Origin of the sequence: Aeromonas sp. s1(2024) (assembly GCF_040908005.1) — a bacterium.
Lineage (GTDB): Bacteria > Pseudomonadota > Gammaproteobacteria > Enterobacterales > Aeromonadaceae > Aeromonas > Aeromonas caviae.
Map to the genome: position 1 here is coordinate 4,778 of NZ_JBFOCW010000083.1, position 23,595 is coordinate 28,372.

General features: G+C 60.1%; 21 protein-coding genes. 9 read left to right on the forward strand and 12 right to left on the reverse strand.

The window, feature by feature from the left end; all coding sequences use genetic code 11:
• Positions 1 to 31: 31 nt before the first annotated feature.
• From aceE to ampD, 3 genes are all read right to left on the reverse strand, one after another.
• Positions 32 to 2,692, reverse strand: a complete 2,661-nt coding sequence (gene aceE / locus AB5Y70_RS19385; RefSeq protein WP_368176112.1) for a pyruvate dehydrogenase (acetyl-transferring), homodimeric type — start codon at positions 2,690 to 2,692, stop codon at positions 32 to 34.
• Positions 2,693 to 2,775: 83 nt separating this feature from the next.
• The gene (pdhR, locus tag AB5Y70_RS19390; protein ID WP_010675815.1) at positions 2,776 to 3,540 is read right to left on the reverse strand and encodes a pyruvate dehydrogenase complex transcriptional repressor PdhR; all 765 of its coding nucleotides are present in this window, start codon (positions 3,538 to 3,540) and stop codon (positions 2,776 to 2,778) included.
• A 276-nt stretch (positions 3,541 to 3,816) separates the two neighbouring features.
• A complete protein-coding gene (ampD, locus tag AB5Y70_RS19395) occupies positions 3,817 to 4,389 on the reverse strand; it encodes a 1,6-anhydro-N-acetylmuramyl-L-alanine amidase AmpD (RefSeq protein ID WP_053288099.1) in 573 nt (190 codons plus the stop codon).
• 128 nt (positions 4,390 to 4,517) lie between these two features.
• On the opposite strand from ampD, the gene AB5Y70_RS19400 reads away from it, so the two are divergent.
• The 9 genes from AB5Y70_RS19400 to yacG all read left to right on the forward strand — a co-directional run bounded on the left by AB5Y70_RS19400 (position 4,518) and on the right by yacG (position 12,236).
• Positions 4,518 to 4,988 carry a TIGR02281 family clan AA aspartic protease gene (locus AB5Y70_RS19400; RefSeq protein ID WP_104452204.1) on the forward strand — a complete coding sequence of 157 codons (471 nt, stop codon included), beginning with the start codon at positions 4,518 to 4,520 and terminating at the stop codon, positions 4,986 to 4,988.
• A 3-nt stretch (positions 4,989 to 4,991) separates the two neighbouring features.
• Positions 4,992 to 5,855, forward strand: a complete 864-nt coding sequence (gene nadC / locus AB5Y70_RS19405) for a carboxylating nicotinate-nucleotide diphosphorylase (RefSeq protein WP_041213995.1) — start codon at positions 4,992 to 4,994, stop codon at positions 5,853 to 5,855.
• 310 nt (positions 5,856 to 6,165) lie between these two features.
• Positions 6,166 to 6,606 (forward strand): prepilin-type N-terminal cleavage/methylation domain-containing protein, encoded by a 441-nt coding sequence (locus AB5Y70_RS19410; RefSeq protein WP_274799056.1) that lies wholly within the window; start codon positions 6,166 to 6,168, stop codon positions 6,604 to 6,606.
• 3 nt (positions 6,607 to 6,609) lie between these two features.
• Entirely contained in the window at positions 6,610 to 8,316 is a 1,707-nt protein-coding gene (tapB, locus tag AB5Y70_RS19415) for a PilB family type IVa pilus assembly ATPase TapB (RefSeq protein WP_041213997.1), read from the forward strand.
• A 127-nt stretch (positions 8,317 to 8,443) separates the two neighbouring features.
• Complete coding sequence (locus AB5Y70_RS19420) at positions 8,444 to 9,685, forward strand: type II secretion system F family protein (protein WP_010675822.1); 1,242 nt, start codon at positions 8,444 to 8,446, stop codon at positions 9,683 to 9,685.
• 77 nt (positions 9,686 to 9,762) lie between these two features.
• Positions 9,763 to 10,638 (forward strand): A24 family peptidase, encoded by an 876-nt coding sequence (locus tag AB5Y70_RS19425; protein ID WP_202039917.1) that lies wholly within the window; start codon positions 9,763 to 9,765, stop codon positions 10,636 to 10,638.
• Positions 10,639 to 10,656: 18 nt separating this feature from the next.
• Positions 10,657 to 11,271, forward strand: a complete 615-nt coding sequence (gene coaE, locus AB5Y70_RS19430) for a dephospho-CoA kinase (RefSeq protein ID WP_109111851.1) — start codon at positions 10,657 to 10,659, stop codon at positions 11,269 to 11,271.
• 37 nt (positions 11,272 to 11,308) lie between these two features.
• The gene (gene zapD / locus AB5Y70_RS19435) at positions 11,309 to 12,031 is read left to right on the forward strand and encodes a cell division protein ZapD (RefSeq protein ID WP_010675825.1); all 723 of its coding nucleotides are present in this window, start codon (positions 11,309 to 11,311) and stop codon (positions 12,029 to 12,031) included.
• 10 nt (positions 12,032 to 12,041) lie between these two features.
• Positions 12,042 to 12,236, forward strand: coding sequence for a DNA gyrase inhibitor YacG (yacG, locus tag AB5Y70_RS19440; protein WP_039040499.1), 195 nt, complete (start codon positions 12,042 to 12,044; stop codon positions 12,234 to 12,236).
• 57 nt (positions 12,237 to 12,293) lie between these two features.
• Here yacG and mutT read toward each other — a convergent pair whose 3' ends face one another.
• The 9 genes from mutT to murC form a co-directional block, all read right to left on the reverse strand.
• Positions 12,294 to 12,698: an 8-oxo-dGTP diphosphatase MutT gene (gene mutT, locus AB5Y70_RS19445; protein WP_171864957.1), complete on the reverse strand. Its 405-nt coding sequence runs from the start codon at positions 12,696 to 12,698 to the stop codon at positions 12,294 to 12,296.
• Positions 12,699 to 12,706: 8 nt separating this feature from the next.
• On the reverse strand, positions 12,707 to 13,891 hold the full coding sequence (locus tag AB5Y70_RS19450) for a tetratricopeptide repeat protein (protein ID WP_202039916.1): 1,185 nt from the start codon (positions 13,889 to 13,891) through the stop codon (positions 12,707 to 12,709).
• 65 nt (positions 13,892 to 13,956) lie between these two features.
• Positions 13,957 to 16,677 (reverse strand): preprotein translocase subunit SecA, encoded by a 2,721-nt coding sequence (gene secA, locus AB5Y70_RS19455; protein WP_202039915.1) that lies wholly within the window; start codon positions 16,675 to 16,677, stop codon positions 13,957 to 13,959.
• 57 nt (positions 16,678 to 16,734) lie between these two features.
• Positions 16,735 to 17,640: a M23 family metallopeptidase gene (locus AB5Y70_RS19460; RefSeq protein WP_039040495.1), complete on the reverse strand. Its 906-nt coding sequence runs from the start codon at positions 17,638 to 17,640 to the stop codon at positions 16,735 to 16,737.
• A 140-nt stretch (positions 17,641 to 17,780) separates the two neighbouring features.
• Entirely contained in the window at positions 17,781 to 18,704 is a 924-nt protein-coding gene (gene lpxC, locus AB5Y70_RS19465; protein WP_010675831.1) for a UDP-3-O-acyl-N-acetylglucosamine deacetylase, read from the reverse strand.
• Positions 18,705 to 18,806: 102 nt separating this feature from the next.
• A complete protein-coding gene (gene ftsZ / locus AB5Y70_RS19470) occupies positions 18,807 to 19,958 on the reverse strand; it encodes a cell division protein FtsZ (protein WP_005305686.1) in 1,152 nt (383 codons plus the stop codon).
• A 39-nt stretch (positions 19,959 to 19,997) separates the two neighbouring features.
• Positions 19,998 to 21,257, reverse strand: a complete 1,260-nt coding sequence (gene ftsA / locus AB5Y70_RS19475; protein ID WP_010675832.1) for a cell division protein FtsA — start codon at positions 21,255 to 21,257, stop codon at positions 19,998 to 20,000.
• A complete protein-coding gene (locus tag AB5Y70_RS19480) occupies positions 21,238 to 21,990 on the reverse strand; it encodes a cell division protein FtsQ/DivIB (RefSeq protein ID WP_368176121.1) in 753 nt (250 codons plus the stop codon). The genes ftsA and AB5Y70_RS19480 overlap by 20 nt, the downstream gene beginning before the upstream one ends.
• Before the next feature lie 97 nt (positions 21,991 to 22,087).
• Positions 22,088 to 23,542 (reverse strand): UDP-N-acetylmuramate--L-alanine ligase, encoded by a 1,455-nt coding sequence (gene murC / locus AB5Y70_RS19485; RefSeq protein WP_113978312.1) that lies wholly within the window; start codon positions 23,540 to 23,542, stop codon positions 22,088 to 22,090.
• Positions 23,543 to 23,595: the final 53 nt, after the last annotated feature.

The following is a 23,595-nucleotide window of genomic DNA, read 5'->3' on the forward strand; positions in this document are numbered from 1 at the left end:
GCGCCGTCATACGGCGCGACCCTTGATCCACTTACGCGTACAGCGGGTTGACCTTGTCGGCATCGATGCCGTACTTGGCGATGGCATCGGCCACAACCTGCTTGTCTACCTCGCCGCGCTTGGCCAGTTCGGTCAGGGCAGCAACCACCACGTAGAACTCGTTCACTTCGAAGTGACGACGCAGGTTGGCACGGCTGTCGGAACGGCCGTAACCGTCGGTACCCAGCACGCGGTAGTTCTCGGTCGGAACGAAGGCACGAACCTGATCGGCGAAGGACTTCATGTAGTCGGTCGCAGCGATGGTGGCTTCGGAACCCAGTACCTGAGCGATGTACGGTACGCGAGCTTCGGCAGTCGGGTGCAGCATGTTCCAGCGATCCGCGTCCTGACCGTCACGAGCCAGCTCGTTGAAGGAGGTGACGCTGAACACATCGGAACCGATGCCGTACTCGCTGGCCAGGATCTGGGCAGCCTTGCGCACGTGACCCAGGATGGAACCACAACCCAGCAGCTGAACTTTCGCCTTGGCACCGGCGATGGATTCCAGCTTGTAGATACCCTTGCGGATGCCTTCCTCGGCGCCTTCCGGCATGGCCGGCATGGCATAGTTCTCGTTCAGGGTGGTGATGTAGTAGAACACGTTCTCCGGGTTCTCACCGTACATGCGGCGCAGGCCGTCCTGTACGATCACCGCCACTTCATAGGCGTAGGACGGATCGTAGGAGATGCAGTTCGGGATGGTGTTCGCCAGGATGTGGCTGTGACCATCTTCGTGCTGCAGACCTTCGCCGTTCAGGGTAGTACGACCGGAGGTCGCACCCAGCAGGAAGCCACGGGCTTGCTGGTCACCGGCTGCCCACGCCATGTCGCCGATCCGCTGGAAGCCGAACATGGAGTAATAGATGTAGAACGGGATCATCGGGCAATCGTTGGTGCTGTAAGAGGTCGCAGCAGCCAGCCAGGAGGACATGGCGCCCAGCTCGTTGATACCGTCTTGCAGAACCTGACCCTGCTTGTCTTCCTTGTAGTAGGAGACGATGTCGCGGTCTTGCGGGGTGTACTGCTGACCGTGCGGGCTGTAGATACCGATCTGGCGGAACAGGCCTTCCATACCGAAGGTACGGGCTTCGTCAGCCAGGATCGGGACGATGCGCTTGCCGATGGACTTGTCTTTCAGCATCACGTTCAGGGAACGCACGAACGCCATGGTGGTGGAGATTTCGCGCGCCTGTTCACCCAGCAGCGGACCGAAGGCATCCAGCGCCGGGATTTCCAGCTTGGTGGTGCTCTCGCGCAGACGGGTCGGTACATAGCCCTTCAGTGCGGCACGGCGGGCGTGCAGGTACTTGTGCTCTTCGGTACCCTCTTCGATCTTCAGGTACGGCAGGTTTTCCAGCTGCTCGTCGGTGACCGGCAGGTTGAAACGATCGCGCAGGTGACGCACGGAGCCCAGATCCATCTTCTTGACCTGGTGAGCGATGTTCTTGCCTTCGGCCGCTTCGCCCATGCCATAGCCCTTGATGGTCTTGGCCAGGATCACGGTCGGCTTGCCCTTGGTCTGTGCTGCTTTGGAGAAGGCGGCGAACAGTTTGCGGGGGTCGTGACCACCGCGGTTCAGGGCGAAGATCTCCTCGTCGGTCATGTCTTTGACCAGCGCGGCGGTTTCCGGGTAACGGTTGAAGAAGTGCTCGCGCACGTAGGCACCGTCACGGGACTTCATGGTCTGGTAGTCACCGTCCACGGTCTCGTTCATCAGCTGGATCAGCTTGCCGGAAGTGTCTTTCTTCAGCAGCTCATCCCACTTGCGACCCCAGATGACCTTGGTCACGTCCCAGCCAGCGCCGGCGAACAGGCCTTCCAGCTCGTTGATGACCTTGCCGTTGCCGACAACCGGACCATCCAGACGCTGCAGGTTGCAGTTGACCACGAACACCAGGTTGTCGAGCTTTTCACGCACGGCAACGGTCAGGGCACCCTTGGCTTCCGGCTCGTCCATCTCGCCATCACCCAGGAAGGCGTAAACGGTCTGCTCGGAGCAATCCTTGATGCCACGGTCGGTCAGGTACTTCAGGAAACGCGCCTGATAGATGGCGGCGATGGGGCCCAGACCCATGGAAACGGTCGGGAACTGCCAGAATTCCGGCATCAGTTTCGGGTGCGGGTAGGAAGGGATACCCTTGCCATCCACTTCCTGACGGAAGTTGTCCAGCTGCTCTTCGGTCAGGCGACCTTCGGCGAATGCACGGGCGTAGATGCCCGGGGAGATGTGACCCTGGAAGTAGACCAGATCGCCACCGTCCTTCTCGTTGCGGGCACGGAAGAAGTGGTTGTAGCAGACTTCGTAGATAGTCGCGGAAGAAGCGAAGGAAGACATGTGACCACCCAGGTCCAGGTCTTTCTTGGAGGCGCGCAGCACGATCATCATGGCATTCCAGCGGATGATGGCGCGAATGCGGCGTTCCATTTCCAGGTCGCCCGGGTAAGCCGGCTCGTCGCTGGACGGGATGGTGTTGATGTAGTCGCGGTTTGCCTTGGCAGCCACGTCCACACCGCTTGCGCGGGCTTTCTCGGCCAACTGTTCAAGGATGAACTGAGCGCGTTGCGGACCCTCTTCACGCAGCAGGGATTCCAGAGAGGCAAGCCACTCCAGCGTTTCTATCGGGTCCACATCGTTCTTCAGGATATCAGACATGGCTGGTTCCTATGTTGTTGTGATTGCACGGCATTGCACGGCGAAGGGCGCAAGCATTCGACAATTAAGAAAGCCTTGTGGGATTAGTTTTCCTGCTGACGGATCCGACGCATGGATCGCTGGATCCGGCTGTCTTCCCTCTGCATATCCAACAAGGTGTCCTCGATAAAGGCCAGGTGCTCATGACAAGCAGCCCTGGCCCGCTCCGGAGCCCCCGACAGGATAGCCTCGATCAGGCTCGCACGATGGCGACGGATCTTGGCGACCACTCCCGGACGGCGATTCAAAATTTCGTTATTGCGTAAAATGTTCTGCTCGAGCATGGGGCCCATGGCCCGCAACAGGTGCAGCAGCACCACGTTGTGGGAGGCCTCGGCCACGGCCAGATAGAACTGGGTCACGGCGGCCGATTCGACCACCAGCGACCCTTGCTGACCGGCTTCTTCGATGGCGGCTTGCGCCAGGCGAATCCGTTCGAAATCAGCCTCGGTGCCCCGCAGCGCCGCATAGTAGGCACAGATGCCTTCCAGCGCGTGACGAAACTCCAGCAGGTCGTACTGGGCTTCCGGGTGAGTGCTGAGCAGTTCGAACAGGGGGTCGGCGATCCCCTTGCTCAGGGCATTTTGTACGTAAGTGCCACCGCCCTGACGACGATACAAGAGTCCTCTCGCTTCCAGGCGCTGGATGGCTTCGCGCAAGGAAGGGCGCGACACCTGAAACTGGATGGCGAGTTCCCGCTCGGGCGGCAACTTCTGACCCGGCTGCAGGCTGCCTTCCAGAATCATGCTTTCCAGCTCGGCGACGATGGCGTCGGCCAGCTTCGGCTGAGTTATCTTGATATAGGGCATGAGGCTACTTTGTTAAATTGGTATTACCAATTTTATGGTTGGGGCGAAAATTAGCAGAGGGCTTGAAAAAAGTCCACCCAAAAGATGATCTGAATCAAGAAGCTCGGTTGCCACTTTGGGGGTAAAAACGCGGAATCATGATATAGCTCATAGAAAATGGTCTGACCAATATTTGTGAGCTTGCTCACCGATAACATTTGTTCAACAGCATGAAAAATGGCTTGCTAGACAAGGCAAGCCATTGATTCTAAAAACACAAAATAATTTTTAGATTTTTCACTCAAAGTGAAGCTTTTCCCGATAGCGAGGCCATTCGAAACTGTCACCCGGATCCGTCTTGCGGCCCGGCGCGATGTCGCAGTGGCCGACAATACGGTCCGCCGTGATGGCGGGATAACGGTGAACAATCGCCCGGCTGAGGTCCGACAGCACCTCGTATTGCTTGTCGCTGTAGGGAAGCTCGTCGGTCCCTTCCAGTTCGATCCCGATGGAAAAATCGTTGCATGCCTCCCTCCCCTCCCAGATCGAGACTCCCGCATGCCATGCCCTGGCGCCAAAAGGCACGTACTGTACCAGTTCCCCATCGCGGCGGATCAGGCAGTGGGCCGAGACCCTCAGTTGATGAATACCGGCGAAATAGGGGTGAGCACCGGGATCGAGCCGCCCCAGAAACAGATCGTCGATAAAGGGGCCACCAAACTGCCCGGGGGGCAGGCTGATGCCGTGTATCACCAGCAAGGAGACATCCTCCGGGCTGAGCCTCTCATTGTGATGGGGGGAAGGCACCTTGCGGGCCTGCTCGCACCATCCTTCTCGATCGATGGAAAACAGGGTTGTGGGTTGTGTCATCGTCTGCTCGACTCACAAATGGAAGCGATGTGCCTCTGGCGGGATGGGAAAACTGGGAACAAGTCTCTGAATTCATGGATAACGCTATGTTAGGCTGAGCCATTCACTCGCGCGATATGGGACACACTATGCACCCGATGGCACGCCGTCTCTGGCTGCTCGCCTGGCTCTCGCTGCTGGGTCTGCTGACCCTCTACTTTCATGGTCGTGAACAACCGTCGGTGACCGCCAGCGGCGATCTGCTACTCAAGGCCGATGCCAGCGGCCATTATCGTCTGGAGGGTGCCATCAACGACCAGCCGGTGCAACTGCTGCTGGACACAGGAGCAACCCGGGTGACCATACCGAGCCAGGTGGCCGCCCGGCTCGGCCTCGTCGCCACGGGCCGCAGCCGTGTCAACACGGCAGCCGGAGAGATCCAGGTCGAAACCGGCCGGATCGAAAGTCTGGCGATGGGTCCGCTGACCCTGTACGATTTGTCCGTCTTTATCAATCCGGCTGCCGACGGGGAGGAGATCCTGGTGGGCATGAATGCCCTGGGCAGGCTGGAATTGCGCCAGAAAGACAGGCAATTGCTTCTCAGACCCTTGCAGGAATAAGGCATGTTACAACAGGACATCCGCCGCGCCGTGCGCGCCGCACTTCTCGAAGACTTGGGCGATGCCCTCACCGCGCTGGATCAACCGGATGCCAGCGCCGACATCACGGCCCAGCTGATCCCGGCTGATCGCATCTCGACCGCGCGAGTCATCACCCGCGAGGCGGGCGTCTTCTGCGGCCAGCCCTGGGTCGACGAGGTGTTTGCCCAGCTCGGTGGCGAAGTGAAGGTCGAGTGGAAAGTGCAAGATGGTGAACGCCTTGCCCCCAATCAGGAGCTGTTCCGCCTCCATGGCCCCGCCCGCGTGCTGCTGACCGGCGAGCGCAATGCGCTGAACTTCGTGCAGACCCTTTCCGGGGTCGCCACCCTGACCGCCCGTTATGTGGCCGAGCTGGAAGGCACTGACTGCCGCCTGCTCGATACCCGCAAGACCCTGCCCGGCCTGCGCAGCGCCCAGAAGTATGCGGTCACCTGCGGCGGCGGCAAGAATCACAGGATCGGCCTGTTCGACGCTTACCTCATCAAGGAGAACCACATTCTCGCCTGCGGCGGCATCGCTGAAGCAATCAGCGAAGCGCGCCGTCTCAATCCGGACAAACCGGTGGAAGTCGAGGTCGAATCCCTGGCCGAGCTGGAGCAGGCCCTGGCCGCACGGGCCGACATCGTGATGCTGGACAACTTCGACATCCCCATGATGCAGGAGGCCGTTCGCCTCAATCAGGGCAGAGCCAAGCTGGAAGTCTCCGGCAACGTCACCCTCGACACCCTTGCCGGATACGCCGCGACCGGGATCGACTTCATCTCGGTGGGAGCGCTGACCAAGCATGTGCGGGCACTGGATCTCTCCATGCGCTTTGTCGCGGCTTGAGCAAGCCCCATCCGTTGCTCGTGCCCAAAAATATTACAGGGCTCGAAACTTGCAAAAGGCGCCATCGGCGCCTTTTCTTTATGCAGGATCCCACGACATAAGGAGTGTGAAGATGGGCCCTCCCGCCTCATGACAAGTGCCAATGGAAGCCATTTAATCTTTGATTTTTCTACACATTTCACTAAATGACATAAAAGTGGCTAACAAGGTCCCCGCCTCTGTTGCCAACCCGAAGCGCTCGGATAAGATACCAGCGTGGATAGCATTCCACCGGTGCTTATCAGGAAACATGGAAAAAAGGATATTTCACATGAAAAGACAGTCAGGGTTTACGCTAATCGAATTGATGATCGTCGTTGCGATCGTCGCCATCCTCGCCGCCATCGCCTTGCCGGCGTATCAGACTTACACCAAAAAGGCGAAATTTACTGAAGTTGTCTCAGCCACTGGTGCATTTAAAACAGCTGTTGAAGTCTGTGCTCAGAAAGATGGTGATATGGCTAATTGCACCACGCCAGGAAGCAATGGTATCCCTCTAGACGTTAGTGGTGCTTCTGGCAGTTTTGTTGACTCAGTAACAATTGCTGCAGGAGCTGCTAGTGGTGCCGTTGAAATAACTGCCACAGGTACAACTCCCCCATTTGAAAATACTGAAAATACTTACATTTTGGGGGGCGTACTTACGAATGGGCAAGTCATTTGGACAAACGCAGCAAGTGGCAGTTTATGCCTAACTTCTGGCATCTGCTAACGCATGACCTCTAGCCTCAATAGCGGCCTGGCCACCAGCCTGGCCGCTTCTTCCCTCCTCAGTGAGCCGGACTCACAGCGCTATCTGAGCCAGGCCAAGGCGCAGCGCAAGCCCTTTGTCACCTTCCTGATTGAAAATGACATTCTCGACAGCAAAGCCCTCGCCGATTTCTGCGAGCTGGAATATGGGGTACCTCTGCTGGATCTGGCGGCCTTTGATCTCGCCGAGATCCCGCAGAAATACCTCAATCAAAAGCTGATTGAAAAGCACCATGTCCTGCCCATCTACACCCAGGGGCATACTCTCTATATCGCCATGTCCGATCCGACCAATGTGTCGGCTCTGGAGGATTTTGGCTTCAGTTTTGGCCTGCACACGGAAGCCCTGCTGGTCGAAGAGAGCAAGCTGACCGCCGCCATCGGCAAGCTGATGGAGAGCGAGCAGGATACCCTGGGCATGGATCATATCGACGAGGCCGAGATCTCCGAACTCGAGGTCTCCGACGAGAGTTCCCGCCTCGACGAGAGCGTCAACACCGCGGACGATGACGCACCCATCGTCAAATACATCCACAAGATCATGATGGATGCCATCAAGCGTGGGGCCTCCGACCTGCATTTCGAACCCTACGAGACCAAGTACCGGATCCGCTTTCGGGTAGACGGCATACTGCACGAAGTCGCCACGCCGCCGGTCAACCTGGCCAACCGCTTCGCGGCTCGCCTCAAGGTGATGGCGCGGCTCGATATTGCCGAACGGCGCCTGCCCCAGGATGGCCGGATCAAACTCAAGATCTCACGCAACAGATCCATGGACATGCGGGTCAACACCCTGCCCACCATGTGGGGCGAAAAGATCGTGATCCGGTTGCTGGACTCCTCGGCCGCCCGGCTCAATATCGATCAACTCGGCTTTGACGACCGGCAGAAGACGCAATACCTGCACGCCCTCTCCAAACCTCAGGGCATGATCCTGGTGACCGGCCCGACGGGGTCAGGCAAGACGGTCTCACTCTATACCGGCCTCAACATCCTCAACACCAGCGAGGTCAATATCTCCACCGCCGAAGATCCGGTCGAGATAAACCTGCCCGGCGTCAACCAGGTGCAGATCAATCCCAAGGCGGGGCTCACCTTCGCCAGCGCCCTGCGCTCCTTCCTGCGCCAGGATCCCGACATCGTCATGGTGGGGGAGATACGGGATTTGGAAACCGCCGAGATTGCTATCAAGGCTGCCCAGACCGGTCACCTGGTGCTCTCCACCCTGCACACCAACTCGGCGGCAGAAACGCTCACCCGGATGATGAACATGGGGGTGCCGGCCTTCAACATCGCCTCTTCGGTCACCCTCATCATGGCCCAGCGCCTTGCCCGCAAACTCTGCGATCACTGCAAGGCGCCAGAAGTGGTGCCGGAAGCCGAGTTGCTGGAGCTGGGCTTCACCCAGCAGCAACTGGCCGCCGGGTTGCGGCTGTTCAAGCCCGTGGGATGCAAGGAGTGCTCGGGAGGCTACAGAGGCCGGGTCGGCATCTATGAGATCATGCTGATGTCCGACAACATCGCCAAACTCATCATGCAGGGAGCCAACTCGCTGCAGATTGCCGCGATAGCCCAAAAAGAAGGGATGCGCACCCTGCGTACATCCGGCCTCGAGAAAGCGCGTCTTGGCGTCACCAGCCTAGCCGAAATCAACAGGATCACCACCAACTGAGTTCGCAGTGCCCGAGTCATCTCGCCGGGTGAAGCCGCTGCCATCACCCCGATGACCTTCTTCAAGCCAAGATGAGCCGGACAGGCAGCAGCATCCGGCCACCGTCGCCCAATTGCAGGATGCAGTGATGGCCACATTAGCTCAAAAACGCAACGCACCGAAAAAAGTCTTCTCCTACCGCTGGCACGGCGTCAACCGCAAGGGACAGAAGGTCTCAGGCGAGCTGCAAGCCGACAGCATCACCACCGTCAAGGCCGAGCTGCGCAAGCAGGGCGTCAACGTCACCAGGGTCAGCAAGCAGAGCCAGGGGCTCTTCTCCAAGGGCGGCGCCAAGATCAAGCCGATGGACATCGCCGTCATCTCCCGCCAGATCACCACCATGCTCTCCGCCGGCGTGCCTCTGGTGCAAAGTCTTCAGATCATTGCTCGCGGCCACGAGAAAGCGGCGGTGCGCGAACTCATCGGCCAGATCGCTGCCGATGTGGAAACAGGCACCCCGCTCTCGGAGGCGTTGCGCCGCCATCCCCGCCACTTCGACGACCTCTATTGCGACCTGGTCGAGGCCGGGGAGCAATCCGGTGCCCTGGAGACCATCTACGACCGTATCGCCATCTACCGCGAGAAGAACGAAGCCCTCAAATCCAAGATAAAGAAGGCCATGTTCTATCCGTCCATGGTCATTCTGGTGGCCATCGTCGTCACCTCCATCCTGCTGCTCTTCGTCATTCCCCAGTTCGAGGATATCTTCAAGAGCTTCGGTGCCGAGCTGCCCGCCTTCACCCGGTTCGTCATCGCCATCTCCCGCTTCATGCAGGAGTGGTGGTACGCCATCTTTGGCGGCGCGGCTCTCGCCGTCTTCCTCTATGTGCGGGCCTGGCGAAAATCCCAGAAGGTCAGGGACAACACGGACAAGTTCATCCTCACCATTCCCGTGGTGGGCAACATACTGCACAAGGCGGCCATGGCCCGTTTTGCCCGCACCCTCTCCACCACCTTCTCCGCCGGTATCCCGCTGGTGGATGCCCTGGTCTCGGCGGCCGGAGCATCGGGCAACTATGTCTATCGCACTGCGACCATGGCCATTCGCAACGAGGTGGTGGCCGGCATGCAGATCAACGTCGCCATGCGCACCGTGGATCTTTTCCCCGACATGGTGACCCAGATGGTGATGATCGGTGAGGAATCCGGCGCCATTGACGACATGCTCTCCAAGGTCGCCGCCATTTTCGAACAGGAGGTGGACGACATGGTCGACGGCCTCACCAGCCTGCTCGAACCCATCATCATGGTGGTGCTCGGGGTGCTGGTCGGCGGCATGGTCGTGGCCATGTACCTCCCCATCTTCAAGCTGGGCTCTGTGATACACTGACCCCCTCGACAGAGGGCCGGGCGGTGCATTTCCCCCGGCCATCTGTCATCCCCGTTCTCGACACAAGCGATTGATCTATGGTGCCTTTGATCGAACTGGCCCAGGGCTTGCCCTGGCTCTATCTCTCCTTGATTTTCCTTTTCTCCCTGATGGTGGGCAGCTTCCTGAACGTGGTGATCCATCGTCTGCCCATCATGATGGAGCGGGCCTGGCATGCCGAATACAGCGACTATTTCGGTGACGGTGAAGCGACTCCTCCTGCAACCGGACGATACAACCTCATGGTGCCTCGCTCCCGCTGCCCCCACTGCGACCACCCCATAGGGGCGCTGGAGAACATTCCCCTGCTGAGCTGGCTATGGCTCAGGGGGCGCTGCCGCAACTGCCACGCCCCCATTTCGGCTCGCTATCCCCTGGTCGAGCTGCTCACCGCCCTGCTGTCGGTCTCGGTGGCAGCCGCGCTTGCCCCCGGCTGGGGCACCCTTGCCGCTCTGCTGCTCACCTGGACATTGGTCGCACTGACCTTCATCGACCTGGACAAGATGCTCTTGCCGGATCAGCTCACCCAGCCCCTGCTCTGGGGTGGCCTGCTGTTCAATCTGGCGGGCGGTTTCGTGCCCCTGGCCGACGCGGTGATCGGTGCCATGGCGGGCTATCTGGTGCTCTGGAGCCTCTACTGGGCCTTCAAGCTGCTGACCGGCAAGGAAGGGATGGGCTATGGCGACTTCAAACTGCTGGCGGCGCTGGGCGCCTGGCTGGGATGGCAAGCATTGCCCATCGTGCTGCTGCTCTCTTCGCTGGCGGGCGCCATCATCGGCATCGGTCTCATCCTGCTGCGCAACCACCACCAGGGCAAACCCATTCCCTTTGGCCCTTATCTCGCCATCGCGGGCTGGATAACGCTGCTGTGGGGCGATAGCATCACCCGCTGGTATCTTGATGTCGTGCTCTAGCAAAAGGATCTCTGACCCATGTATGTAGTCGCAATCACAGGGGGAATCGGCAGCGGCAAGACCACGGTTGCCAACCGCTTTGCCGAGCTGGGCATCGAGGTGGTTGATGCGGACATCATCGCCCGCGAGGTAGTGGAGCCCGGCACCCCTGCTCTGGCTGCCATCGCCGCCCATTTTGGCCCGGATGTCGTTGCCCCCGATGGCCAGCTCGATCGCCGCCGGCTGCGAGAGCGGATCTTCACCGACTCGCAGGCCAAGGAGTGGCTCAATGCCCTGCTCCATCCCCTCATCCGCAGCGAGATGCTGCGCCAGTGTGCGGCAACCCGCTCCCCCTATTGCCTGCTGGTCGTCCCCTTGCTGGTGGAAAACAGGCTCACTTCCCTCGCCGATCGGGTACTGGTGATCGATGTGGACGAAGCGACGCAAATCGAGCGTACCTGCCGCCGCGATGGCGTCAGTCGGGAACAGGCCCAGGCGATACTGGCGTCCCAGGCGAGCCGCAGCGAGCGCCTGGCGATGGCCGACGACGTCCTGGACAACCAGAGTGGCACGAGTGAGACCATCGGGCAGCGAATTTTCGCCCTGCACCAGACATATCTGGCATTTGCCTCTCAACAAGCCCACCAACTGTGAGTACACTAGGCCGGTTTATGGCTGGCCAGGATTAGGCATGATTTACGATTTTCCCCTCAATGAAAAAAGCCGGACCTATCTTCGTCTGGAGTCCCTGTTTTCCCAGATCCGCGACAATCTGGAGAGTGACCAGTCCTGGGCACATATCGCCTTCTTCAAGGGGTTGTTCGATTTGCAGGAGTTGCTGGAGCGTGGTGATCTGCGTGCCGATCTCATCAAGGATCTGGAGCGCCTCGGCCAACGCCTGAGCCACTGGGCCAGTCTGCCTGACGTCGATCTCGAGCAGATCCAGCGGATGCAGCAGGAGAGTACCCAGCTCTCCCGCAACCTGCTGAACTCCCCGCGCCCCGGCGCCCGTCTGAAAGAGGATCGCCTGCTCGGCTCCATTCGTCAGCGCTTCTCCATTCCGGGTGGTCTGTGCGCCTTCGATGTGCCGCAACTGCACCACTGGCTGGCGACCCCGGCCGTCACCCGCCACCAGCAGATGCAGCAATGGCTGAGTGACATCACCCTGCTGATGAACGCCATCTCCCTGTTGCTGCGCCTGTGGCGCGAGTCGGGCAACTTCAGCGACCAGGTGGCCACCAACGGCTTCTTCCAGGATACCGCCGAAGGGGCTGAACTGATCCGCATCCGTCTGGCGGGCACCCAGCCCTGCTATCCGACCCTGAGCGGCCACAAGAACCGCTTCGCCCTGCGCTTCCTGCCGACGACGGAACAGCAGATAGGCGACGTATCCTTCCAGCTCGCCTGTTGTTGAGGAGCGCCCCATGGTGACCAAGGTAAAGTGCCCGACCTGTCAGAGCGAGATCGAATGGGGTCCGCAGAGCCCGTTTCGCCCCTTCTGCAGCAAGCGCTGCCAGCTGATCGACCTCGGCGAGTGGGCGGATGAACAGAAGCGCATCCCGGGCGAGATCAACCCGGATCTGCTGCCCGATCCGGAACAGGGCGATCCCTGGCAATAAACACTTCACGATCAAAAAAGGGCCCTCAGGCCCTTTTTAGTTGGTATCGATTCCCTTTCAGGCAAGCGAGGCCTGCAACCGCGCGACGATGGGGCCGTTGGCATCCGGGAAGCGGTATTCGTGCAGCGAGGCCAGTGGCACCCAGCGACACTCCTGCCCCTCCTTGCCAAAGGGCTCGCCGTGGAAGCGGGTCACCTTCCAGATATCCAGCAAGACCTGCTTGTCGGGGTAATCGTGATGCAGCTCCATGAAGGGGGCACAATCCTGCACCCGGATCCCGATCTCTTCCCATAATTCCCTGTCCAGCGCGGTGAGTAGATCCTCCCCCGACTCCACCTTGCCACCGGGAAACTCCCAGCGATCCCCCTGATGGCGATCGGCTGAGCGTTTGGCGATGAAGATATCACCCCGTTCGTTCTCGATGACGCCCACCGCCACCCAGATCCGTTTCTTCTGTTCCATCATTGTCCTCAGCGTAAACACGGCAAACGGGCGATCCAGGGGGCAAGCCGAATGGCCTGCTGATCCCCCCGGGCCCTGAAGAGATCCTGCCCGACATGCTCATTGCCCGGCGGCGCAACCTGCGGCCAGGGCACCGCACCGGGCGGAGTGAAACAACGATCGTGTACCCGCGCGCTCTGGCGCAAATAGCGCCATAAACAGTCTCGCAAGAACCACTGGTCGATGTTCGGTGTTTCCATGGTACTGGGCTGATAGCTCGCCATCAGCGGCGCAAGGGGAGGCAGCACACCGGCCACACCGCCCCACATGCCGGCCAGCACCAGATCGGTGTGGCTCCACCAGTCACGCATGATATGGAACCAGCGCCCCGATGCAAGCCAGTCATCGACCGCCAGCCGCTCCCTCAGATTCAGCACGGAGTCCGCATCGCGCACAAGAAAGCGCCCCACGCCGGGATCATTGGCGACCTGGAAGCGCCAGCAGAGGCGCTGACGCTGGGATTGGCCATCGGGCTGCACCTTTATCTCGGCGCCATGTTCTTGCAGGCAGGCCAGAAACCCCTGAGGGACAGTGCCATCCACATAAAAGCGCACCCGCCAGCCCGGATAGAGGTAAGCTGCGGCCAGCACATTGTCGAGCGCTCCCCGCAAATAGCGGGGCTGTACTCCCCACAAGGAGAAGGCGATGACTGCCTGCTTCTCCCCCTGCTCCGCGAGCCAGTCATCCGGCCCCTCTGCCGGCAGCACCCACCCCGCGACAGGCTGCGAGACGGCCTCATCCTTGAGAGTCAGGGCACGGGTTCCCGCTTGTGCCGCTTCTTCATGGCGTCCTAGCTTGGCAAGGGAAGTGCAAAGCCCGTCATGGACCAGATAATCATCCGGCTCGCGCCGCACCAGTTCGACCAGGTGCATCACGGCCCGCTCATGTTGTTCGGAGCGCGAGAGGCAGACACAGAGATTGCGCAGCACCTCAGTGTTATCGGGCGCGGACCGGTACGCCAGCGTCAGCACCTGGGCCGCCGAGGCAGGATCGCCGGACAAAAAGAGGTAATAGGCAAACTGCAGTTGCAGGGGAACAGATTTGTTCGTCTCTGCGTTCAGCCTGCTCAGCACACAACGGATCGCCTCCTGGCGTCTCTCCTGCAGCCAGTGCCCATGTGCCTCCCCATCCCATCCCGCCGGCAATCTGCTCATCGTCCCCTCCTTGGTCCGAAAATGAATACACCGCCCGGAGGCGGTGTATTCATCATGGCAGGGTGTCAGGTCAGCTGACCGTGACAGTGCTTGTATTTTTTACCCGAACCACAGGGGCAGGGATCATTGCGCCCGATCTTCTGCTCGTCGCGCACGAAGGTGGTATGGCCCTCGGCCCCACCCGTATCCTCGTCAGCCAGCTGGTTTTCGGCCGTGGCATGGGTGTAGGTACGGGGAGCGGCTTCGGCCTGCTGGCGCTGCTGCTCTTCCATCGCCTCCACATCCCGCTCCTGCACCTGTACCCGGCTCAGGATACTGACCACGTCGCGCTTGAGGGTCTCCAGCATCTGGGTGAACAGATCGAAGGATTCGCGCTTGTACTCCTGTTTGGGGTTCTTCTGTGCGTAGCCGCGCAGATGGATGCCCTGGCGCAGGTGATCCATGGCCGCCAGGTGCTCCTTCCACAGACCATCCAGCGTTTGCAGCATCACCGCCTTCTCGAAGTTGCGCAGCACCTCCTTGCCGACCAGCTCTTCCTTGTGGGCATAGAGCTTGGTGGCTTCATCCAGGATGCGTTCGCGCAGCTTCTCTTCATACAGCTTGTCGTCTTCCGCCAGCCACTGCTGCAACGGCAGATCCAGGGCGAAATCGGACTTCAGACGCGCTTCCAGACCCGGTACGTCCCACATCTCTTCCAGGGACTGGGGCGGGATGTACTCGTCGATGATGGCGCCGTAGACGTCGTCACGGATGACGTGAATGGTCTCGGAGATGTCGCTGGTGTCCAGCAGCTCGTTGCGCTGCTCGTAGACCACCTTGCGCTGATCGTTGGCCACGTCGTCAAACTCGAGCAGGTTTTTACGGATGTCGAAGTTGCGACCTTCCACCTTGCGCTGGGCATTCTCGATGGCCTTGGTCACCCAGGGATGCTCGATGGCCTCGCCCTCTTCCATGCCCAGCTTCTTCATCATGCCGGTCACGCGGTCGGAGGCGAAGATCCGCATCAGGGTATCTTCCATGGAGAGGTAGAAGCGGGAGGAACCCGGGTCACCCTGACGACCGGAACGGCCGCGCAGCTGGTTGTCGATACGACGGGATTCGTGACGCTCGGTACCGATGATGTGCAGGCCACCGGCCGCCAGCACTTCGTCATGACGCACCTGCCAGGCCGCTTTCAGCTCGGCAATCTGCTCGCTTGACGGGTTTTCCTGCTGGGCGATCTCCGCCTGCCAGTTGCCGCCCAGCACGATGTCGGTACCACGACCGGCCATGTTGGTGGCGATGGTGACGGCGCCGGTCTGGCCGGCCTGGGCGACGATCTCCGCTTCCATGGCATGGAACTTGGCGTTCAGTACCTTGTGCGGGATATTTTCCTTGGTCAGGATGCCGGAGAGCAGCTCGGAGTTCTCGATGGAGACGGTACCGACCAGCACGGGCTGGCCGCGCTTCACGCACTCGCGAATGTCCTGCACGATGGCCGCGTATTTCTCCTGGGCGGTCAGGTAGACGAGATCGCCCATGTCCTTGCGCACCATCGGCTTGTTGGTCGGGATGACCACGGTATCCAGGCCATAGATCTGCTGGAATTCAAAGGCTTCGGTATCCGCAGTACCGGTCATGCCCGCCAGCTTGTCGTACAGACGGAAGTAGTTCTGGAAGGTGATGGAGGCCAGGGTCTGGTTCTCGTTCTGGATCTTGACCCCTTCCTTCGCCTCGACCGCCTGATGCAGGCCGTCAGACCAGCGACGACCCGGCATGGTGCGGCCGGTGTGCTCGTCGACGATGACGATCTCGTCCTTCTGGACGATGTAGTCGACGTTGCGCTCGAACAGGGTGTGCGCGCGCAGGCCGGCATTGACGTGATGCAGCAGGCTGATGTTGGTGGCGGAGAACAGGGAGTCATCCTCGGCCAGCAGTCCCTCTTTCTTGAGCAGCTCTTCCACGAAGATCTGGCCGTTTTCGGTCAGCAGCGCCTGGCGGTTCTTCTCGTCCACCGTGTAGTGGCCGTCGCCGGTGTACTCCTCGGAGTCTTCCTTGTCCTGCTTGACCAGCAGCGGGATCAACTTGTTGATCTGGGTGTACATGGCGGAGCTGTCTTCCGCCGGACCGGAGATGATGAGCGGGGTGCGGGCTTCATCGATGAGCACCGAGTCCACCTCATCCACCAGCGCGTAGTTGAGCGGACGCTGTACGCGCTGCTCCGGCGAGAATGCCATGTTGTCGCGCAGGTAGTCGAAACCGAATTCGTTGTTGGTACCGTAGGTGATGTCGGCAGCGTAGGCATCGCGCTTCTGGGATGCATCCATGCCGGGCACGTTGCAGTCCACCGTCATGCCGAGGAAGGCGAACAGCGGGCGGTTGGCTTCCGCATCACGCTTGGCCAGATAGTCGTTCACCGTCACGACATGCACACCGCGGCCGGTCAGGGCGTTCAGGTAGGCCGGCAGCGTGGCCGTCAGGGTTTTACCTTCACCTGTCTTCATTTCGGCGATGCGGTTGGAGTTCAGCACCATGCCGCCGATCAGCTGGACGTCGAAGTGACGCATGCCGAACACACGGCGGGAGGCTTCACGGACGGTGGCGAACGCTTCCGGCAGCAACTGCTCCAGTGTTTCGCCCTGCTCCAGACGCTGACGGTACTCGGCGGTCTTCGCCTGCAGTTCCTGATCGGACAGTGCCTCGAATTGAGGTTCCATCGCATTGATTTGTTTTACAATTTTGCGCAAAGCCTTGAGCGTTCTGTCGTTCCGGCTGCCGATAATCTTGGTGAGCAGTGTGCTAATCATGGGTACCAACTGTTTTGGTTATATAAGCGTTCCGTCACTGGAACCTGAAGAAAAAACCTAACCCCGTCTGGCATTCAGAAAGCGCGCGGGGTTGACCTGACGACCATCTTTCAACACTTCGTAATGCAAATGAACTCCGGTTGCACGACCGGTTCGCCCCATCAGGGCAATCTTCTGGCCCTCATCGACCAGGGTGCCCACATCCACCAGCAACTTGGAATTGTGGGCATAGCGGGTGACCAGACCATTGCCATGGTCAATCTCCACCATGTTGCCAAACTCCGGATGGCGCCCTGCCCAGCTGACAATCCCCTTGCCTGTCGCCAGGATGGGGGTGCCGGGCCTGCCGCGGAAATCCACCCCTTTGTGCATCTTGGCGCGACCGTTGAACGGATCGACCCGCCCACCGAAACCGGAGGAGATCCAGACACGCTCCTGCTTGACCGGTGAGCCGGGGATGAAACCCGCATCGGTGATATGGTGGTTCATGATGAAGGATTCAAGTACCGACAGCTGTTCTTCGCGGCTGCTGAGCTGACGGCTGAGGTGTTCCATGGAATCTTGCAGTTCACCCAGGCTGACTTCCAGGTCTGCATCGTAGGAAGGACCGCCCATGGGGGGCAGCTCCTTGAAGTTGAACTCCTCGGGATCGAGGTCCGCCTTCTCGGTCAGGCGCTCGCCGAGGGCGTTGAGGCGACCAAGTTGTCCCTGCATGGTGCCCACCTGGGCGGCCAGCATGGCAAGCTGTTCGCGGGCTTCATCGGCCCCTTGCGTGGATTTTTGCTGCTGCGCCAGGGTCAGCGCCACTTCCAGCGCCTCCATTTTCTGCTGCCAGCTCTGCCAGAGCCAGCCGCCCCCCAAGGCCAATACAGTGAAGAGAATACCGCCGACCCAGGCCAGACGTTGTTTGGGTAAGTGCAACCTGCGGCGCTGCTTACCGTGGAGGATCAGGGTAATGCTCATAGAAATCTGTCTTCTCGGTCAGGTGAGGCCAAGGGCCTGCACGGGCAATAAAACCGGGAGATAATCGGTATTAAAGGATGGAATAAACAAATGACAAGACGTCGGTGCGGAGAGATGACCGACGTCCTGTTGCACAGCTATCAGGCCAGAACCAGACCGTTGTCGTAGTAAGCGATAGGCGCTTTGTCGCCCTCACCCTCGAAGGTCACCAGTTCCCAGGCCTCCTGCTGGGCCAGCAGGGCACGCAGCAGCTTGTTGTTCAGGGCATGGCCCGTCTTGTAGGCACGGAATTCACCGATGATACTGCGATTGCACATGTACAGATCGCCGATGGCATCCAGCATCTTGTGCTTCACGAACTCGTCTTCGTAGCGCAGACCATCTTCGTTCAGCACCCGGTAGTCATCCAGCACCACGGCGTTTTCCAGGCTGCCGCCCAGTGCCAGGTTCTGGGAACGCAGGTACTCGATATCACGCATGAAGCCGAAGGTACGGGCACGGCTGATCTCTTTCACGAAGGAGCTGCCGGAGAAGTCCAGCACGCAACGCTGGTTGCGGCCTTCAAACACCGGATGCTGGAAATCGATCTCGAGATCCATCTTGAAGCCGTTGCGATAGGGGTGGAATTCCGCCCACTTGTCGCCGTCTTCAACCCGGATGCTCTGCTTGATCCGCACGAACTGCTTGGGTGCGTTCTGTTCACGAATACCCACTTCCTGCAGCAGATAGATGAACGGATGCGCACTGCCGTCCATTACCGGGATCTCGGGGGCATCAACCTCGACATAGAGGTTGTCGATGCCCATCCCGGCCAGAGCGGCAGACAGATGTTCGATGGTCGACACGCGAACACCGGCTTCGTTCACCAGAGCGGTACAAAGCACGGTATCACGCACCTGATCGGCGTTGGCTGGCAGCGCGACCACAGGATTCAGATCGGTACGCAAGTAAACGATCCCTGTGTTAACAGGCGCCGGACGGAACGTCATAGTGACTTTCCGGCCCGAATGCAGGCCCACACCGGTGGCCTGGACACTCGTTTTCAAGGTTCTTTGTCTAATCATGGGCGTATCCGCTTTAACAGCTCAAATTCCTGACCAGATGGTCGTTGCCGGGCCATCTTAGCACAATCCTTAAGCAACAAACAAACCAGAGCCATCAGAGGCTTAGTCTGCCTGCTTGCGCAGGAACGCAGGAATATCGAGATAATCCGGTTCGCGACGAGCTTGCGGCTCGGCGTTCACCACCTTGGCCGGGGCCTCTTCCATCACGCGAGACTGCAGGGCTTCGCTGATCAGGGGCTGACGGGCCGGACGCTCTTGAACCATGTTGTTCTTGACCAGAGTGATGTCGGGCTTGCGCTCGGCACCGATACCGGTCGCCACTACGGTAACGCGCAGTTCGTCGTGCATTTCCGGGTCGATTACGGTACCCACCACCACGGTAGCGTTCTCGGACGCGAAGGCCTTGACCGCGTTACCCACGGTCTCGAACTCTTCGATGGTCATGTCCATGCCAGCAGTGATGTTGACCAGGATGCCGCGGGCACCGGCCAGATCCACGTCTTCCAGCAGCGGGCTGGAGATGGCCTTCTCGGCCGCTTCTTCGGCACGATCGTCACCTGAGGCGGAACCGGTACCCATCATGGCGGTACCCATCTCGCGCATCACGGTACGCACGTCCGCGAAGTCGACGTTGATCAAACCCGGGCGGGTGATCAGCTCGGCGATGCCCTGTACTGCACCCAGCAGCACGTCGTTGGCCGCCTTGAAGGCGTCCAGCAGGGAGATGCCGCGACCCAGCACCTTCAGCAACTTGTCGTTGGGGATGGTTATCAGGGAGTCGACGTTCTTGGAGAGCTCTTCGATGCCGTGAGCGGCGAAGCCCATTCGCTTCTTCCCTTCGAAGGAGAACGGCTTGGTCACGACGGCAACGGTCAGGATACCCATCTCGCGGGCCACTTCGGCCACGATCGGGGCAGCGCCGGTGCCGGTACCACCACCCATGCCGGCAGCGATGAACACCATGTCGGAACCGGTCAGCAGCTCGCGCAGCGCTTCCCTGTCTTCCATGGCGGCGTCACGACCCACTTCCGGGTTGGCCCCGGCACCCAGACCCTTGGTGATGCCACCGCCGATCTGCAGGGTGGTATTGGCGCTGGAGTTACGCAGTGCCTGGGCGTCGGTGTTCACGGTGATGAACTCGACACCTTCGATGTTTTGACGAACCATGTGCTCGACTGCGTTGCCGCCGCCGCCACCCACACCTATCACCTTGATGACGGCTTCGTCAGTGTGGCTATCCATAAATTCAAACATGTTGTCTCTCCGCTTTATTTGCCTGACTCAGCAAAATCTTTAGAACTCGCCACGCAACCAGTTGCTGACCCGTTTGACCAGCCCACCTACGCTTGCCTTGGCGGCATATTCCTTGTTACTGCCGGTGGATTGGTTGGTGCGGCCGTACTGCAACAACCCGACCGCAGTCGAGTACACCGGTGCCTGTACGTAGTCACTCAATCCCCGGATATTCATGGGCTCGCCCACCCGGACCTGGCTCTGGAAGATCTGCTCTGCGCACTCCACAATGCCTTCGATCTGGGCCGCGCCACCGGTCAAGACCACACCGGCGGCCAGCTGATGCTTGACCCCCTGTGCCTTCAATTCGCTCTGCACCCGCACCAGCTCGTCATTCACCATGGAGAGCAACTCGGTGTAACGGGGTTCAATCACTTCCGCCAGTGTCTGCCGTTGCAGGCTGCGCGCCGGGCGACCGCCGACACTGGGCACTTCGATATTGTCTTCCTTGCTGACCAGGCGGCCGAGGGCGCAGCCGTAGCGCACCTTGATCGCCTCCGCATCCAGCGGCGGCGTGCCGAAGGCATAGGCGATGTCGCTGGTCACCGTGCTGCCCGCATAGGGAATCACCTTGGTGTGGCGCAAGGCGCCGCCGGTAAAGAGCGACATGTCCATGGTGCCGCCACCGATGTCCACCACGCAGACACCCAGCTCCTTCTCGTCTTCGGTCAGCACGGCGTAGCTGGAGGCCAGGGCGGAGAAGATCAGCTGATCCACCCGCAGACCCACCTTCTCCACACACTTCTCGATGTTGCGCGCCATGTCGTTGTGGCAGGTGATGAGATGCACCTTGGCTGCCATCCGCACGCCGGAGAGGCCGACCGGGTTCTTGATCCCTTCCTGATAGTCGATGGCGAACTCCTGGGGCAGCACGTGCAGCACCCGGAGCTCGTCAGACAACCGCACCGACTTGGCGGTGTGGATGACGTTGTCCACATCCTCCTGGGTCACCTCTTCGTCGGAGATGGGCACCATGCCGGTCTCGTTGCGGCAATCGATGTGCTTGCCGGACAGCCCCAGATAGACGGAACTGATCTGGCAATCTGCCATCATCTCGGCCTCTTCCACCGCGCGGCGCAGGGACTTGACCACGGAGTCGAGGTCATTGACCCCGCCCTTCTCCATACCGCGAGAAGCGTGGCTGCCCATGCCGATGACATTGAGTTCGCCATCAGGCAATACTTCGCCAACCAGTACCGCCACCTTGGTCGTGCCGATATCCAGTCCGACAATCAAATTTCTATCTGCGGTGTTGGTCATTCACTTTCTCTTCGCTTTTCTTCCAGCCAACTGCCATCCCGGTGTCGTATCGAAGATCCACGTAAGCAACCCGCTCACGGGGCTCGATGACCGGAAAGGCATCGATAAACCGCTGCAGACGAAGCGCGATATCCGAGCGCCCCACAAACAGCTGAATGTTGCCATCCAGGGTCAGTTCCCAGGCATGGCGGGGGGTCAGATTCACCCCCAGCAACTTGTATCCCTTGGCCGCCAGCAGCGTTTCGTACTGATGGCTGGCTTCCAGCACCTTGGCGGCCTGATCATCGGGCCCGGACAACTGCATCAGGGGCTTCTTCATCCTGTCCGGGGCACTGAACACCTCACCCTTGGTGTTGACGAAGCGGTTGCCGTTCCAGCGAGCCGCCACATCCTGTTCCGTGAGATAGACCTTGATCTTGTTCGGCCACTTCTTTCGTACCGAGACCTGGGCCACCCAGGGCAGCGCGTTCAGACGCGCCTGCAATTCGTTCACATCCAGCTCGAAGAAGTTGCGAAGTTCGGCACCATCCAGCACGGCAGCACGCAACTCATCGGCCTTCAAATATTCGTGTTGCCCCTGCAGCAACAGCTCGCTCATGGGCAACCGACTGGCATCCGTCAGCCAGTCTTTAACATCCAGCGCAGTCTGGTAGAGCCCCCACATGACCAGGATGAAAAATGCCACCCCGGCGATGAAGCCCCCCTTGGTGCGCCCTTGTGCCCTTGCCTCCACCCGATCGATCCCCGTAAAACGCGCCATGCCGGCCACTTGCAGACCGGTTCGCCATTATATAGGCCTCGGCTTGGCGGTCAAAATACTCATTGGGCCCTCAGGCACCGGATTTCATGCTATCCACGCTCAATTTCATCTCGCCGAGACGACGGGCCAGCGCACCGACGTTACCCGCCCCCTGGGTCAATACCAGATCCCCCTCGCCAATCAGGTCGGCCAGCACCGCGGGCACATCGTCCGGCGTTGCGACAAAGATGGGCTCCAGGGTGCCGCGGGAGCGGATGGAACGGCACAGGGCACGACCATCGGCACCGGGAATGGGCTCCTCACCGGCGGCATAGACCTCCAGCATCACCAGCACGTCCACCTTGGAAAGCACATCCGCGAAATCTTCGTAGAGATCCCGGGTCCGGCTGTAGCGGTGCGGCTGGAACACCATCACCAGTCGCTTCTCGGGCCAGCCGGCGCGAGCGGCGTTGATGGTCACCTTCACTTCGCTCGGGTGATGACCGTAATCGTCCACCAGCATGGCCTTGCCACGGCCGGTTTCAAACTCGCCATATTGCTGGAAGCGGCGCCCCACCCCTTCAAACTTGGAAAGTGCCTGGATGATGGCCTCGTCGCCGATGCCGTCTTCGGTTGCCACCGCAATGGCGGCGGCGGCGTTGAGGGCGTTGTGGATGCCCGGCAGATTCAGGGTCACCTCCAGCTCACCCGCCCCTGCACGGCGCACCCGGAAACTGCTGCGATTGCTGGTCTGCACGAAGTCCAGCACCTGCACATCGGCATCATCGCTCAGACCGTAGGTGAGGGTGGGACGGGCGATCTCCGGCAGCATGGCGCGGATCACGGGGTCATCCACGCACACCACGGCCAGGCCGTAGAACGGCAGGTTGTGCAGGAAATCGATGAAGGTGGCCTTCAACCTGGAGAAATCGCCACCATAGGTGTCCATGTGATCCGCTTCGATATTGGTCACGATGGAGACCATGGGTTGCAGATGCAGGAAGGAGGCGTCGCTCTCGTCCGCCTCGGCAATCAGATAACGGCTGCTGCCCAGGCGGGCATTGGTGCCGGCGCTGTTGAGCAGACCGCCGATGACGAAGGTGGGGTCGCGATCCGCCTCGGCATAGATGCTCGCCACCAGACTGGTGGTGGTGGTCTTGCCGTGGGTCCCAGCAATGGCGATGCCGTGACGGAAGCGCATCAGTTCCGCCAGCATTTCGGCGCGGCGCACCACGGGAATACGCAGTTCGCGGGCAGCCAGCAGCTCGGGGTTGTCCTGCTTGATGGCGGTGGAAACCACCACTACGCTGGCACCGTCCACATGCTCGGCACTGTGACCGACAAAAATGTGTGCGCCCAAAGAGGCCAAGCGTTCGGTCACCCCGTTGCGGGCCAGATCCGAGCCGGTCACCTGATACCCTTCATTGGCAAGCACTTCCGCAATACCGCCCATACCGGCGCCACCGATGCCGATGAAGTGGATGCGACGCACGCGGCGCATTTCGGGGATAACGGTACGCAGTTTTGCCAGTTCAACCTTGGTCATAGTTCTTTCTCAATTCGCGGCCACAGGCCATTTTCATTCGGCGACATTCATCA